The organism is Pseudomonas fluorescens, assembly GCF_000802965.1.
GTDB classification, from domain to species: Bacteria; Pseudomonadota; Gammaproteobacteria; order Pseudomonadales; family Pseudomonadaceae; genus Aquipseudomonas; species Aquipseudomonas fluorescens_A.
Genome location: NZ_JSAK01000022.1, coordinates 32566 through 47384, shown reverse-complemented (window position 1 = coordinate 47384; position 14819 = coordinate 32566). Strand labels below are relative to the sequence as shown.

The 14819-nt window shown below is 59.4% G+C and carries 12 protein-coding genes; 6 read left to right on the top strand and 6 right to left on the bottom strand.

Annotation, left to right across the window (positions count from 1 at the left end; translation table 11 throughout):
- Positions 1-70: 70 nt before the first annotated feature.
- Together NL64_RS19360 and NL64_RS19355 are read right to left on the bottom strand one after the other, a co-directional pair.
- The gene (locus NL64_RS19360) at positions 71-4465 is read right to left on the bottom strand and encodes a dermonecrotic toxin domain-containing protein (RefSeq protein ID WP_253277098.1); all 4395 of its coding nucleotides are present in this window, start codon (positions 4463-4465) and stop codon (positions 71-73) included.
- A 110-nt stretch (positions 4466-4575) separates the two neighbouring features.
- Positions 4576-5358, bottom strand: coding sequence for an AraC family transcriptional regulator (locus tag NL64_RS19355; protein ID WP_034149670.1), 783 nt, complete (start codon positions 5356-5358; stop codon positions 4576-4578).
- Between the two features lie 98 nt (positions 5359-5456).
- Between NL64_RS19355 and NL64_RS19350 the strand changes: the two genes are divergently transcribed.
- A complete protein-coding gene (locus NL64_RS19350; protein WP_034149669.1) occupies positions 5457-6332 on the top strand; it encodes a DMT family transporter in 876 nt (291 codons plus the stop codon).
- Between the two features lie 103 nt (positions 6333-6435).
- On the opposite strand, the gene NL64_RS19345 is transcribed toward NL64_RS19350, so the two are convergent.
- From NL64_RS19345 to NL64_RS19335, 3 genes are all read right to left on the bottom strand, one after another.
- Positions 6436-7326, bottom strand: a complete 891-nt coding sequence (locus tag NL64_RS19345) for a lipase family alpha/beta hydrolase (RefSeq protein ID WP_034149668.1) — start codon at positions 7324-7326, stop codon at positions 6436-6438.
- Positions 7327-7591: 265 nt separating this feature from the next.
- Positions 7592-7897, bottom strand: coding sequence for a DMT family transporter (locus tag NL64_RS19340; protein WP_034149667.1), 306 nt, complete (start codon positions 7895-7897; stop codon positions 7592-7594).
- A complete protein-coding gene (locus tag NL64_RS19335) occupies positions 7898-8536 on the bottom strand; it encodes an FMN-dependent NADH-azoreductase (RefSeq protein ID WP_034149666.1) in 639 nt (212 codons plus the stop codon).
- 110 nt (positions 8537-8646) lie between these two features.
- Here NL64_RS19335 and NL64_RS19330 point away from each other — a divergent pair, with 110 nt between their 5' ends.
- A complete protein-coding gene (locus NL64_RS19330) occupies positions 8647-9561 on the top strand; it encodes a LysR substrate-binding domain-containing protein (protein ID WP_172668692.1) in 915 nt (304 codons plus the stop codon).
- Positions 9562-9684: 123 nt separating this feature from the next.
- On the opposite strand, the gene NL64_RS19325 is transcribed toward NL64_RS19330, so the two are convergent.
- Entirely contained in the window at positions 9685-11760 is a 2076-nt protein-coding gene (locus NL64_RS19325; protein WP_034149664.1) for an AsmA family protein, read from the bottom strand.
- A gap of 389 nt (positions 11761-12149) precedes the next feature.
- Between NL64_RS19325 and NL64_RS19320 the strand changes: the two genes are divergently transcribed.
- From NL64_RS19320 to NL64_RS19305, 4 genes are all read left to right on the top strand, one after another.
- Positions 12150-12572 (top strand): hypothetical protein, encoded by a 423-nt coding sequence (locus tag NL64_RS19320; RefSeq protein WP_034149663.1) that lies wholly within the window; start codon positions 12150-12152, stop codon positions 12570-12572.
- 174 nt (positions 12573-12746) lie between these two features.
- Complete coding sequence (locus NL64_RS19315; protein ID WP_034149662.1) at positions 12747-13379, top strand: TetR family transcriptional regulator; 633 nt, start codon at positions 12747-12749, stop codon at positions 13377-13379.
- 252 nt (positions 13380-13631) lie between these two features.
- Positions 13632-14132 (top strand): urease accessory protein UreE, encoded by a 501-nt coding sequence (ureE, locus tag NL64_RS19310; protein ID WP_034149661.1) that lies wholly within the window; start codon positions 13632-13634, stop codon positions 14130-14132.
- Complete coding sequence (locus tag NL64_RS19305; protein ID WP_034149660.1) at positions 14129-14803, top strand: urease accessory protein UreF; 675 nt, start codon at positions 14129-14131, stop codon at positions 14801-14803. The genes ureE and NL64_RS19305 overlap by 4 nt, the downstream gene beginning before the upstream one ends.
- Positions 14804-14819: the final 16 nt, after the last annotated feature.

Here is a 14819-nt window from a genome sequence, read left to right as displayed (position 1 = left end):
AGTGTAGCCAAGCCTTGTTACACCTTCCTCCAGCCAGAAACGTTCATTCGGCCGGTGATCCGGTAGCGGACTACTCGTCCAACAGGCTCTTGAATGCCTGTTGATAGCCTCGCCAGGCTGACAGGCGCTTTTCGATCACGGAATCGGGTAATCGCTCGAACGACACCCCGACTTCCCCCGGCAAACTGTATTGCGTTCCCAACGTCTTTAATGACGTGAACTGAGCATAAGCCCCCGACCTGTACAGTTTGTTTATGGTTATCTGCCTGACGGTGTTGTCCCGGGAAACCTCTGGCAGCGCCGGCCGGCCCGTCGGCAATTCGTTGATATAGGCAAAGTCCGCACTGGCGGGGCCTGGCTCCAGGGTTGCCAGCGCTGGCAGTTCAAACTCGAAATAACCATTGTCGGCCGTGTGGGCGACAGGAAATTCCGGCCACGAATCGGCAACCACCAGTTGCTGGAGATTGCCCAAGTCATCGCCAATCACCACGTACTGATGGTCGAACGCGGTGGCTCTGACGAGGTGAATTCGCGAGGTTCTCGGTTGGCTGGCCAACAGCGCGAACGTCACCTTCGAGTTTTCCGAACAGTTTCCGCCCTTGATGTCGATGGCCTTGCGCGCATGTTCGGCAATGGTCATCCGCGCGGTGAAGTCACCCTCCTGAAGATCCAGTCCTCGCAACCCCTTTATTTTCGCGATAGCCGAACCGCCGTTTTCCCAAATGCTCGGCAACTGGTTGCCCGATAACGGCAACAGTTCCTTGGCTCGATAGATGGCACGTTGTGCCTGACGCAAGTTAACCATGACCTGCGGTGTTACTTCGACCGGCTGCGCAGCCTCCGATACGCTCGATCCAAGCTCACCGGCATACTCCTGCAACGCCACCCATGGCTCGCTGGTCGGCGCAATGCTTTCCCTGACTGCCTGTTGCAGCGTCTGATATTCATCGAGGCGCCCGGTTTGCTCGAGATCGCGCGCCCGGGCGCCCAGATTGCGTTCGGACTCCGCCAGTACCACCAAACCGTCCTCGGTGAACAGCCGCTCGATCAATGCATCGAACTGCTCAGGCGTCATCAGCTTTTTCAGGTCAGGCAACACCTCAATGCTTTGCACCGCTCGCAGATTGGCCTCGTAGCCTTCCCCGTTCGCTTTGGAAACTCCCTCCCAGAGGGTGTTAAAGCAATCGTCGGGCAAGCTCTCGGACATCAGCTCCAGGCCGCGCACGTAGTTGTATCGTTGAAACGACGGGATGCTCGGATGGAACCCTTGTTCAACGAACTCCCCAAAGTCCTGCTCGACGACTTGCAGACGTGCAACCTCCCCCGTCAAGGTGGGAGCGCCCCCGCGCAGGCGCATCACCGCCGGATCGAATGTCGGACTTTTCAGTTCGGGCAAACCGGAAAGGACGCTTAACAGCCTGTAGGGCTTCAGGGCATGGTCGCGCAGCGCCGCTTTCAGCACCGGACCCTGGCCGATATGAATCTGCAACGCATCACGCTCGGCATCGGGCAATGCCTGCAAGATCGAGGTAAACAAATCATTGCTTGAATGCAGGGCATTGCCTTGTACGTCATGGGCCTGGAAGACCCCGCTATCGCTCAAAACAAGCGTACGTCGAATCGCGGCGTCATCACGGCCGATGCTGTCCAGTTGTCGACCGTCGACGCTGTAGTGACGCAGTTCGATCCTGACATCGGTGTTCCAGCCCGGCAGGTTTTCCAGCGAATGCAACGCCAAGGCGTCGAAGTCCGGATTGTCGACCGACTCCAGATAAAAGCCCTCATACGCCCGGCTGATCCGCACGTCCCTGAGCGCCCAATTCGCGAGTTGTTCAAGTCGTGCGGGAAGCCTGCGCAGCTTGAGCGCCTGCAAATCCTCCGGGCGCGCTAGCGCGACCAGTTCTTCTGCGACGACACCGGGCAATCCTGATATCTCGTCCTGGATGAATCTCGCCTCGGCACCGACGGCTCGCTCGATACCTCGGTAGCGAGAGAAGAACAACGAAGCCTTGCGTTGACCTGCCCGTTGCGCGAGCTGCCCCCTCAAACGCTCGGCATTCTGCTGGCGGCTGCCGAGCGGCGCATGGGCTTGATCACCCAGCAGTTGGCGGGTCTCGGCGTCATCGAGATTCGACAGCAAGGTGTCGATCAGGTCGGTATTCGCCAGTCGGTCCAAATGCACTGACACAGGTTCGGTTCCGGCCCCGATGGAGTACAGCACTTGCCCATCAGCCCCCTTGAGTACGATCGCCCGGCCGGGCCACAAACCATCCAGCAGCTGAAACTGCCATAGCGGGTCGGCCTGCAGGTAATCCTGTGCATGGGAGCTGCCGATATCGCGGATGAACGTGTGAATATCCCGGTCGATCCGGAACCGTGCCACCGTATCGCTGAGTAAAGGGATCGCCCGCTCGTTATCGGCGTACATGCGCACAAGCGCTCCAAGGTCGGCGCGACTGACGGTGCGAATGTCGCCGAGCCGGTCCGTCAATCCTTTCACCGAGGGACCGAGTCGCTTGATCAGCGTTTCGGCATCCCAGGTATGAGGTTTCTCGCCCTCGATTACAAAAGCGCCGCTACCGTTACTATGTGCCACCGGCTGGTAGGCCTCGGGTCGGGTCGGATGCTCGACGCGATACTTGCCGGCTTGCGAATCGGCCTTGAGTTCGAAATGGCCAGCGTCCAACGGCAAAATCTGCCTGCCCTGGTGTTGGTGCAACCCGTAAACATCGGGGTTGGAGTCCGCTGCCAGACGCAGGTTCTGTTGCAGATAGGGTTGCAGATTTTGCCCCCATAGCCGCTGCTCACCGTTTTTCAGCGTGACCTGCCGGGCGCCCTCAAGGAATGACGACAACCTGGGTTTCACCACTCGAGTAGCGATTAACCCGCCAGCGACAAAGGCGCCCAATTGAATGAGGTTTTCAGCAACGCCGACCAGATGCTCCGCTGCCGCTAAGTAATCGCCCTCGGCAAGCTCGACGACGCCTTCCACCACCCCTTCGACCAGCTGATAAACCATATACGCCATCATGGCTTCCCCGAGCACCGGGACAAACGGGGTCACGACGAACAACGCAACGTTCATGATGTCGGAGAGCATTTTTTCCAGGTTTTCAATCCACGCCCAACGTGCGGCGCTGTCCGCGTCGGCGGTGGTCACGGCCAGCGCGCGCCCGTCGGCAAGGACCTTGTCCACCTGTCTCTCAAAGAGATAAACCCACGGATCGCCTTTATAGCGGCTGGCGCTGTCGCTTTCAAAGGACTCGGAGGCGAACCGCAGAAGAGGGCGCTCCACCTGGGTTTCGCGCCAGGCGGGCAAATTGGAGCCGGGCTGTACGCCTTGATAGGTGATTTCCCAGAGTTTTGCATTGAGCGCGGCGAAGAAATGTCCACGTTGCCCATGCTCCACGAATCGACTGAAAAACGCCTGGTAGCTCGACCCCGAGGAAGTGGACGCCGGACCGCTGCCCCGTAGCTGGCGAGTCAGCTCAAGCGCGAATTCGACCGTTGAGGCGTATTCTTTCAGCGGGTGCTCAGGATCGTGCGGTATATAGGCAATGACGCGCCGGACGCTGGCACCGGGTGTGTCGAGATCGGCGGCGATGAGCACAATGCCGGTCAAGCAGGTGTCGAGCATACTCAAGTGGTAGTAGCGTACGGGACCGCCATCGAATACCAGGCCCTTTTTGCCCAGCACCATGTTCAATACCGTCTGGTACGCCGCTGCGCCGATGTCTTTCTTCAACAACGCCAAATGTGCTGCCGCCTTCATGGCACTTCTATGACTGGCGACGATGCGGTGCTGCAACTCAGCCCTACCCATGGCATCGTCGGGAATCAGATAACTTTCCAGATATTCTTTGTACCGGGAACCGATATCCAGTGTTCGGCACAGCGCCTTGAACTGATCGACCGTTATACCCAACTTTTTTATTTCAACCCGATTGCTCATGTCTGGCTTACTGATAAAAGCGGAGTCAGCGGTAAAGACTTCACCCTCGGCAAAATTATGCAGTGCCGCTGAAAGCAATGACACAGTTCTGGAACTAACACCGCCTGTGACATTCAATGACCAGTTCGATGTTTTAGCCGGGGAGTACAAGCGTAGAAAAGTTTCACCAACATCTACGACGACGTTGTATTGCTCCTTGAGCGCTTGAGCCAGCAACGGCCGGGCGAACGACTCGACATCCTGCAGCTTTCCGAGCAATTGATCGACCTCGCTCTGCGCCTGCCAACTGGCTCGCGTGGCGTGTTTGGCAGCCACATGCTCGGTGTGGGATGCCGTTTTGCTCCAATCTGGAATGACTTTAGGGGCGTTGCGCAAATCCCCCATCCGCTTAACAGAGGTGTTAACCAGCCAGTCGGGAATAGCGCTTCTTATAAAATCGGAGTGAATACTGTCTTCGTGTTCAATATCGGAAGAGTCCGAAATACCAACAGACTTCAACAATAAATCGTTCATCATTATTACCTGCAGACTTGGATAAAGAGCATCGAAGCCTACAGAGTGCCAACTCTGTTCTCTTGAAGTTCGTTTCTTATAATGTTGTACGAAATATCTTTTCGGGTTTGTTAAAACATCTTATTGCGCCGGTAATAGTCAGGCGTACACCCGGCCTGACGCTGGAACATCGCGATAAACGCCGAACCGGTGCTATAGCCCATATCGAAGGCGACTTCCTGAATACTGCGGTGACTGTCTAGCGCTTCGATGGCGGCGAGAAATCGCAGGCGCTGGCGCCACTCGCCGAAACTCATGCCCAGTTCGCGGACAAACTGTCGCGCCAGGGTACGTTCGCTGACATGAATGTGCGCCGCCCAATCCGCCAGCGGCCGGTTATCCCCAGGCTCGGCTTGCAGGGCTACCAGTATGCCGAGTAGTCCCGGGCTGCTGGCGTAGGGCAGATAGCACTCATGCACCGGCGCCTGTTGCAGTTGATCCACCAATACCTGGGCCAGACGCTTGTCCGCATCCTGCTCGGGAATCTTCACGTCGCGGGTGGCGAAGTCCTTGAGGATCGCCTTGAGGATGTCGCTGATGGCCAGGGTGCAGGCCTGCTGCGGCAAGTCACGGCAAAGCGCCGGCGCAAGGCAGACCGCACGGTAGTTGATCGGCTGGTTGCTGTAGAAGCTGTGCTCGGTCTCGGGCGGCACCCACACCGCATATTGCGGCGGCGACATGAAACGGCGGCTGCCGATTTCCATGTGCAACACACCGTTGGCCGAATATTCCAGCGTGCCCCAGGGGTGCCGGTGCGCCGAAGCGTATTCGTGCGTGTCGAAGTCGGCATAGCGGAAGTACACCGGGGCCGGCAGTTCGCTGAAATCCAGCAGGTCGATGTGTTTACTGGTCATGCTGTCCGGAATCAAGGGTGGGTTGTCTGGATCGAAGTATAGGCGTGTATCCGGACAGAGGATAATTGCCCTTCATTAACGTTCTGGTTTTTCCTCTGATGCAATACGCGTATCCCCTGCTGGCCATTTTCATATGGGCCGGTAACACCGTGATCACCAAAATGTCGGCCGGGGCGATCTTCCCCGCCGAGATTGGCTTCTACCGCTGGCTGCTCGCCGGATTGCTGTTCACGCCCTTCATGCTCAAACCGGTGATCGCCCATTGGCCGCTGATCCGCCCGAATCTGGCTAAGATTTTCGTTCTCGGCGTGCTGGGCATGGCGGTCTATCAGAGCCTGGCGTATTTCGCCGCTAGCCTGACCTCGGCCACCAACATGGGCATCATCCTGTCGCTGATGCCCTTGATGTCGCTGGCCATGGCGATCATCAGCCTCGGTCAACGCCTGACCATGGGTGCCCTGGCCGGTGCGGTGCTGTCGTTCGCCGGGGTACTGGTGGTGGTTTCGTCCGGCAGCCTTGGCGTGTTGCTCGAGCACGGGGTGAACCTGGGCGACGCGATGATGCTGATCGCCACCCTGGCCTACGCGATCTACAGCACCCTGCTGAAAAAATGGCAGCTGCGTTTGCCGCCGCTGGTGTTGCTGTATTTGCAGGTGCTGGTGGCCGTGGTGGTTTTGTTTCCGCTGTTCCTCGCTTCGCAGAAAACCGGCCTTACGCTGCAGAATATTCCGCTGGTGCTGTATGCCTGTTTGCTGGCCTCGATGGTCGCGCCGTTGGCGTGGATGCAGGCCGTCGTGCGTCTGGGGCCGAGCCGGACCACGCTGTTTTTCAATTTGCTGCCATTGATTACCGCGCTGATTGCGGCGGTGGTGCTGCATGAGCAGTTGGCGTTGTACCACTTGGTGGGCGGGCTACTGACGTTGGGTGGGGTGATTCTTTCTGAGCGTTGGACCACCGTGTTGCGCCGCGCATAATTTCTTTGTGGCGAGGGAGCTTGCTCCCGCTGACTGCGAAGCAGTCCCATTTTTTGGGGCCGCTTCGCGCCCCAGCGGGAGCAAGCTCCCTCGCCACAGGAATCTATAGCCCTGCCGCGTTCAGCCGAGCCGCATGCTCAACAAACAACCGAATCGGCTCCGCCCCTTTCCCCACCAACCCCAACGACTGATTGACGATGTCGAAGTGATCCAGCGGGTACTCGTCGCCAATCACCGTCCCCAGGTGCGAACTGTAGCGCCCGACCATCCCGTCACAATGCCCCGCTTCACGCACAAAGGTTTTGGCAAACAACCGGCAACTGCGGTTGGTGCCGTCGAGCACGTTGCGTCCGCTGTCCGTTTTGCCCGGCTGCAAGGTGCCGGACCACGAGTAATACCGCACACCATTGACCTCTTCCGGCCCCTGCCCGCCCCAGGTTTCGGGCAAGCCCTGTGGATAACGCTGATTGAACAGCGCCACGCCTTCGGTGGTGAGTGCGTGGTGGGACGCATGAACATCAACGGGAAATTTCGGCCCGCGATAACCGGTTTCCAACAGGCTCATCAGGGCAGCGATCATCCGCAGCAGAAAGGTCATCAGCCGGCCTGCGGCGCTGTCATGGGGATAATGTTTGTGCAGATAATCCGCCAGCTCCGAGCCATGATTCGGCCCTGCCACCGACGTCACCGACGCCACCCAATCCGGGCGCTTGGCGGCAGCATATCGGGCCGTCAGCGAACCTTGGCTGTGGCCGATCAGATTGACCTTCCCGGCCCCGGTCTCGCGCAGAATCTCTTCGATGCGCGCCAACAGTTGTTCACCGCGCACCTCGCTGGAGTTGAGCGGCGAGACCTGCACCGCAAACACCACCGCACCACCCTGGCGCAGCGCCGAAATGATCCCGTACCAGTACGGATAAAGCACCAGACGAATAAACCCGAGCATTCCCGGGACCAACACAATCGGATAACGCGGGGCGGAACCTTGCGACATGGGCGGACATCCTTGTGATCGGTGAAGTGACGCAAGGCGTGATGCAAGACATCCGCCAAGCATCACCAGCGAACATGACAACTCGACGACCAGTCTATGACATCCGTCCTCGTTTCACGTTCTTCACGCCCCCCTGTAGGAGCCGGCTTGCTGGCGATGGTCTCAAGTGCGCCGCGTTTAACCAGCCCCTACGCGTTATCGTCAACGACCATCGCCAGCAAGCCAGCTCCTTCAGGAATCCGACCCGGGTGGGGCGCGAAGTGCCTTACTTCAGCCCCACCACACCCGCGACGATTAATCCGACTGACACCAACTTAACCGCCGTCAGGCTTTCGCCCAGCAAGGCAAATCCGAGAAACACAGTGCCCAATGAGCCGATGGCGGTCCAGATCGGGTACGCGATGCTCACCGGCAATTCGCGCATGGCCAGGGTCAGGAAGTAAATCCCGCCCACCGCCGCGACGACGGTAATCAGCGACGGCCAGAGCCGGGTGAAGCCTTCGGCGTACTTCATGCCCATGGCGAACGTCACTTCAAAACCGGCGGCGATCAGCAAAAACAGCCAGGCCATCTAGAACTCCCTGGCCAGCGCCAATAGACGCTGTTCGGCCTCGGCGGCAGAAACCTCGAACGTGCGCGCCTCGGACTCTTCGCCCTCGGCAGCGACCACCGTGACATCGGTGATGCCGATGAAGCCCAGCGCCGTGCGCAGCAATGGATCGGCATGGTTCATGGCTTCCAGTTCACCGCCGGGGCCAAAACCGAAGCCGCCGCGACTGGTGACGATCAAGGCCTTTTTGCCCCGCACCAGCGGTTCGTACTGCGCCACGCCGTTGTCCAGGGTGTGGTTAAACGTCAACCCGAGCCGCACGATCTGATCGATCCACGCTTTCAAGCCGCTGGGCACACTGAAGTTGTGCATTGGCGTGGAAATCACCAGCAAGTCATGGTCCAACAACTCGCCAACCAGCTCATCGCTGAACGCCAGATCCGCCTGCATCGACAATGGGCGCGCGTCAGGTTGCGGATAAAACGCGGCAGCCACGAACGCTTCATTGACCGGCGGAATCAATGCGCGCCCAACCTCTCTGCGAGTCAGCCGCGACTGAGGATGTCGAGCCTGCCAAGCTGAAAGAAACACTTCCGCCAAACGCCGCGAATGAGAACGCTCGCCACGGGGACTGGCATGAATCGCAAGAATTGTGCTCATCTGATTCTCCTTAAGGACTAAACTCAAACTGCTTGTGGCTTGCAGCTTGAGGCTCGCAGCTGCCGTTTTTCAAATGAGCAAAAATCAGTCTGGATGAATCCATTTCATCCGTGGAGTGTTCAATGTTTGCCTCATTGCCGCTGACCGCCCTGCGCGCTTTTGAATCCGCCTCACGCCTGCTGAGCTTCAAGGCTGCTGCCGAAGAACTCGCAGTGACGCCGACGGCGGTATCCCATCAGATTCGCTCGCTGGAAACCTGGCTCGGCGTGCCGTTGTTCGATCGCTTGCCACGGCAGGTGCGACTGACCGAGTGCGGTGAACGGCTGTTCCACAGCCTGCATGGCGCCTTTCTGGAAGTGGCACAAAGTGTGGACACGCTGCGCCCGCAGCGCAGCGGCGCGAGCCTGACGATCTCCACCACCGCCGCTTTCGCCGCCCTGTGGCTGGTACCGCGACTCGGGCGCTTTTACGCTCGGCACCCGAACATCAGCCTGCGCCTCGATACCCATTGCGAAGTCATCGATTTGCATCAGGACGCCAGTGTCGATCTGGCGGTGCGCTACAGCCTTGATGACTATCCCAATCTGTATGGCCTGTGCCTGTTCGACGAGTCCTTCGGCGTTTATGGCTCCCCCGAACAAGTGGCGTTGGCGACGACCCGCACGCCGACACTGATCAGCGTGCGCTGGCACAACTCCAAGCTTTACGCCCATGGCTGGGAGGCCTGGTGCGCGCGGTCGGGCGAGAACTGGTTGGCAGGCGAGCCCGCGGTGCGCGAATACGACGAAGAGCATTACGCCCTGCAAGCAGCCATTGCCGGGCAAGGCCTGGTACTGGCCAGCAATATTCTGGTGTCCGAAAGCGTGGCCAGCGGATTGCTGGTGGCCTATCGAGGGAACGTGCAAGTGGACGGCGCCGGGTATAGCGCGCTGTGCGTTCCGGGACGCGAACGGCATCCGCCGGTGCGGGCGTTTTTTGCGTGGTTGCGTGAAGAGGCATTGATATCGGGGCATGCCTTGGCGTGAGTGCTTCACATTGCGATACGCAGCGCTTGTCTGTCCGCCATCGCGGGCAAGCCCGCTCCCACAAGTACGGTGATCCCCTGTGGGAGCGGGCTTGCCCGCGATGACGTCAGTGCAGACGCGCGATTATCGGGTGGGTTTGACGGTTACTGGCGCCTTGCCCGACTTCATCTGTTCCAGCAACGGCGCACATTGATTCGGCTCGCCGCCACTCGGCGCTATCAGCGCCAGCAAACCTGCCGCTGGCGCGGCGATCACTCCAAGCGCCACCATCCCGGCCCCGCGCAACATCAACGGCACAGCCTTCACACCGGCATCAGGCTTGATGAACTTGCCCCGCACGTACAGCGGCGAACGCAATGAAATCAGGCGCCAGCCCTTGGATTCCGGCGTGATGGTCAGGTCCAGTTGCTCGGTCGCCATATTTGCCGTGCCATCGATGTAGACGATCGCGTTCTCTGTATCGAAGACAAACAACCGAGTGGTGGCCAGACCGCTTTTGATATCGAAATCGGCAGCCGCGCAGTTGATCTTCACTTCCTTGTCGCCAAAGATCCGACCGACCACATAGTTGCCGACGTTCAGCCCGGCCAGCTCCATCAGCTCGCGACTGATGGCACCGTCGTTGATCAGCATCTTCAGATTGCCGTTGGCACTGCCCAGCAATTTCGCCACCGAGTTGCCGCGGCCAGTGATGTCGGCATCGCCATTGAGCTCGCCGAAACTGGTTTTCATCGGTTCAAAGGTCGGAAACAGCTGCTTCAGTTTGAAACCGCGTGCGGTGAGTTTCGCCCTGCCTTCCATGGGATCGGTGTGACCGTTCAAGCGAATCTGTGCATCCAGCTTGCCGCCAGCCACGCCAAAGCGCAGCGGTTCAAGACTGAGCACGCCATCGGTGAGTACCAGGTGTGTGTAGAGGTCGTTGAACGGCAGTTTTTCGCTGTGGACGATGCGCTTGCCGGTGAACTCGACATCGGCGTCCATATCGCGCCAGCGCTCGGTCTTGAACTCTTCGACCGGCAACACTTTGTCCGCTGGCTGCTTGCTCTCACCGCCCCGGGCCTTTTGCTTGGCGTTGGAGTCGGCGCCGATCAGCGGGGCCAGGTCGGCAAACAGCAGTTGATTGGACAGCAGCGAGCCACTGAGTTTTGGCCTTGGCTGGCTGGCGACGTAGGCCAGGTTGCCATGGATATCGCTGGCGCCGATCTTGCCGTTGAATTCTTCATAGCGGAACACCGCGCCCCCCGGCTCATGCAGCTTGGCGACCAGGTGACCGTCGGTGGCATACGGCGGAGTGTCGGGCAGGATCACGCCGGTCAGCGGATAGAGATTGCCCAGGCTGGCGCCGGCCAGCTTCAGGCGCAGATCCAGGGCGCCGAGGTTCAGCGGATCGGTCAGGGTGCCGGCGAGCTCGACATTGGTGTCGGCGATTTGCACCTGAGCCTGCAGCGGAAACGGCGTGGCGGAATCCTGCAAGGCCAGCAGGCCGCCGATTTTGCCCTGCCCGGCCAGCTTCTGGCCGTGGTACTGGCCTTTGACCTTCAACGCAAACGCGTAGTCCTGGGGCGCATTGCCTTTCTCTTGCGCAGTCTTCGCGGCTTTGTCGCCGACGATATCGCTGAACGGGATCGGCTTGCCCAGCGGGTCGATCAACAGGTCGAGCTGAGTCTTCAAGTTTTGATCGTCGAGGGTGACATGGCCCTTGTCGAAGCCGATCGCGCCGATGTCCACCACCCAAGGAGAAGGTTCGGCGTTCGGGTCTTTCGGGTCGAACTTGAACGTCCAGTTAGCGCGACCGTCGGCCAGGCGTTGCAGCTCGGCATTGGGTTCGGTGAGGTCGATGCGCGGGATCACTACGCGCTGCGCCAGCAGGGCCAGGGGCGATATGCGCAGCTCGACGCGTTTGAGCGTGGCCATTTGCGGCGTTTTCGACCAGTCCGGGTTGCCCAGGCTCAAGTCTTCGGCCACCACGTGCGGCCACGGCACCCAGGCGCGCCAGCCGCCTTCGCCAAGCTCGCGCCGCCAGACCACGGCCAGATTGCCATTGATGGCGAAGGGTCGATGCAGCTCTTCGGAAACTTTGGCGTTGAGAGGCGGTTTGATTCGGTTCCAATCGAAGAACACGATGACCAGCACCAGAACCGCCAACAACACAACAAGGCTGGTGAAGGTCCAGGCGAGAATTTTACGAGTGCGCGTCATTGCACAGGGCTCCTGATACGACTGAACGCCCCCGACTGCGACGCTCAAGAAAAACGCTGGGACCAGAACTGGCCCGCTATGACATCTACGACTGGCAAATGGCCCGCAGGTTTAATCGAAAAAACGATTTTGCCGTAATTGATCGGTCGAACGCGGCTTTCCCCTCCCGTCCCGCGTTACCGGCCCCGCACTTTTGCGCAGCGAGAGTGAGTCGAAAATACCCATCCCGGTGCAAAAACATCGGCCGGAAACGCCCGGTTTACAAGGGCTGTAGAGAACAATCAATTCCGTTGATTATTAACATTGCGTTTATGAACTTTTATATCGACTTATCGAGAGTAGCATTGCCCTCGTACCCAATTTATTGCCCTCCCAAGGAGCACCCGATCATGAAACGCCAACTTCTACTTAGCCTTACACTCTCGATGCTAGCCAGCACTGCTTTTGCACTGCCTGCCGCTGACCAAGCCACCCCACAAGTGAAAGACACTCACTCGGTGTTCAGCCAAACCGTTGCCGCTGATGGCTCCGACCGCACCCCAGGTCAAACCCTCGCTGAAGGTGGTAACGATCGCCTGAAAGAAAAAAACCTGATCACTGAAGACGGTTACGACCAGACCCCACAAGGTCAGACTGTTGCTGAAGATGGCTACGACCAAACCCCACAAGGCCAAACGGTTGCTGAAGATGGCTACGACCAGACTCCACAAGGTCAAACAGTTGCCGCTGACGGTTCCGACCGCACCCCAGGCCAAACTCTCGCCGAAGGCGGTGGTGACCGTGTGATCGAACGCAACAGCTCGATGAGCTAAGCCCATGACGGCCCCGAAAAAAAGCCCAATCACCGGATTGGGCTTTTGACTTTCTGGCTCTTCACTTAATAGAAGCACCGCCACTCCCCCGCTCGATCCCCTATCGTCGTTCGACGCCGGCAAAGCCGATTTGCTAGAGTGCGCCGCTGTCCTACTTCAGAAAACGCCCCTGCGATGCTGCCCCGCGCCGAACAGAAACAACAGACCCGCAACGCCCTGATGGACGCTGCTCGCCATTTGATGGAAGGCGGCCGAGGATTCGGCAGCTTGAGCCTGCGCGAAGTGGCGAAAACAGCCGGGATCGTGCCCACCGGTTTCTACCGGCATTTCGCCGATATGGATCAACTGGGCCTGGTGCTGGTGAGCGAGGTCGGCCAGACCTTTCGTGAAACCATCCGCCTGGTGCGGCACAACGAGTTCGTCATGGGCGGCATCATCGATGCGTCGGTGCGAATCTTCCTCGACGTGGTGTCGGCCAACCGCTCGCAATTTCTGTTTCTGGCCCGCGAGCAGTACGGCGGTTCGTTGCCGGTGCGACTGGCCATCGGCCGTCTGCGCGAAAACATCAGTTCGGACCTGGCGGCCGATTTGTCGCTGATGCCGAAACTGCAACACTTGGATATCGCCGGTCTGAGCGTCATGGCGGACCTCATCGTCAAAAGCGTGTTCGCCACCTTGCCGGACATCATCGACCCGCCGGCCGAGGCGCTGCCTGAGCATTTGACGCCCCAGGCGAAGATTACCCAGCAGTTGCGGTTTATCTTTATCGGGTTGAAGCATTGGCAGGGGCTCGGCAGTACCGAGTGATGCCCTAAAAGATCGCAGCCTGCGGCAGCTCCTACAGAAATCGCGTATCTCTGTAGGAGCAACTGCAGGCTGCGATCCTTTTTTGTGCGCCGCAATTTGGTGCATAGTAAAAACTCAACGCACCAACATCACCCAAAACCCGTGCCCAACCTGGCCTCGTCCTACCTTTCCCACAGGCATTTCCTACACTTCCCCGCGATTGGCAAGCCCCTTGCTCTAGCCTGAGCATTGTCCATTGCTGGAAGTTTTCCGATGCTGGTGATTCATCGCAGAATCGACCCTCAACCCGACTGGGCCGCCGAGCTGCACCTGACCTTCGAAGCCCGGAGCAAGAGTCGTTTGCGCTGTTTCAGTGCCGAGGGCGAAGACGTCGGGTTGTTTTTGGAGCGCGGTCAGCCGCCGCTGCATGACGGCGAATGTTTGCAAGCCGAAGACGGGCGCATCGTCCGTGTCTGCGCCCGCCCCGAACAACTGCTGCACGTCACCTGCGCCAATGCCTTCGAACTGACCCGCGCGGCCTATCACCTGGGCAATCGCCACGTCGCCTTGCAAGTCGGCGACGGCTGGTTGCGCCTGCTTGATGACTACGTGCTCAAGGCCATGCTCGAACAGCTGGGCGCCACCACCGAACACATCGAAGCGCCGTTCCAGCCGGAACACGGCGCTTACGGCGGAGGTCATCACCACTCGCGTCACGGTGATGAAGATTTCAATTACCCGCCAAAGCTGCACCAGTTCGGCGTGCGCCTGTGAACCCGGCCTGGGCGCTCTTGCGTCTGGCCAGTCCGCAATTGCCGATTGGCGGCTACAGCTATTCCCAAGGCCTGGAAATGGCGGTGGAGAATGGCCGCGTGCACGATCCTGACAGTGCCCGTCGCTGGATCAGCGATCAGTTGCTGCTGAACCTGGCCCGCTTCGAGGCGCCATTGTTGCTTGCCCATTGCGAGGCCGCCGCCGAGGAAAACTGGCACGAACTGCTGCAACGCTGCGAAGAGCACCGCGCCAGCCGGGAGACTCGCGAGCTGCATCAGGAGAGCCGCCAGATGGGCTACTCCTTGCAACAACTGCTCAATGGTTTGCCGGAGCTCGATGCCTCGGCCCGCGCCTTCCTCGAACAACGCCCGGAACCGCATCTGGCCCTCGGCTGGGCGCTGGCCGCGCGCGCCTGGCAGATCAGTCCGCAGGATGCACTGGCCGCATGGCTCTGGAGCTGGCTGGAAAACCAATTGGCAGTGCTGATGAAAACCTTGCCGCTAGGTCAGCAAGCCGCCCAGCGCCTGACCAGCGAATTGCTGCCGCTGTTGCAACAGGCCCAGCAAAACGCCACCCGAATCAAACCCGAACACTTTGGCAGCGCCGCTTTCGGCCTGTCCCTGGCGTGTATGGCCCACGAGCGCCAGTACAGCCGTCTGTTCCGTTCCTAGGGCCTGTTTTATTTTG

Bases quoted from the DNA above. Each gene is read 5' to 3' on its own strand.
- NL64_RS19360 (WP_253277098.1), bottom strand. From the start codon at position 4,465: ATGAACGATTTATTGTTGAAGTCTGTTGGTATTTCGGACTCTTCCGAT.
- NL64_RS19355 (WP_034149670.1), bottom strand. From the start codon at position 5,358: ATGACCAGTAAACACATCGACCTGCTGGATTTCAGCGAACTGCCGGCC.
- NL64_RS19325 (WP_034149664.1), bottom strand. From the start codon at position 11,760: ATGACGCGCACTCGTAAAATTCTCGCCTGGACCTTCACCAGCCTTGTT.
- NL64_RS19340 (WP_034149667.1), bottom strand. From the start codon at position 7,897: ATGGCCTGGCTGTTTTTGCTGATCGCCGCCGGTTTTGAAGTGACGTTC.
- NL64_RS19345 (WP_034149668.1), bottom strand. From the start codon at position 7,326: ATGTCGCAAGGTTCCGCCCCGCGTTATCCGATTGTGTTGGTCCCGGGA.
- NL64_RS19350 (WP_034149669.1), top strand. From the start codon at position 5,457: ATGCAATACGCGTATCCCCTGCTGGCCATTTTCATATGGGCCGGTAAC.
- NL64_RS19315 (WP_034149662.1), top strand. From the start codon at position 12,747: ATGCTGCCCCGCGCCGAACAGAAACAACAGACCCGCAACGCCCTGATG.
- NL64_RS19335 (WP_034149666.1), bottom strand. From the start codon at position 8,536: ATGAGCACAATTCTTGCGATTCATGCCAGTCCCCGTGGCGAGCGTTCT.
- ureE (WP_034149661.1), top strand. From the start codon at position 13,632: ATGCTGGTGATTCATCGCAGAATCGACCCTCAACCCGACTGGGCCGCC.
- NL64_RS19320 (WP_034149663.1), top strand. From the start codon at position 12,150: ATGAAACGCCAACTTCTACTTAGCCTTACACTCTCGATGCTAGCCAGC.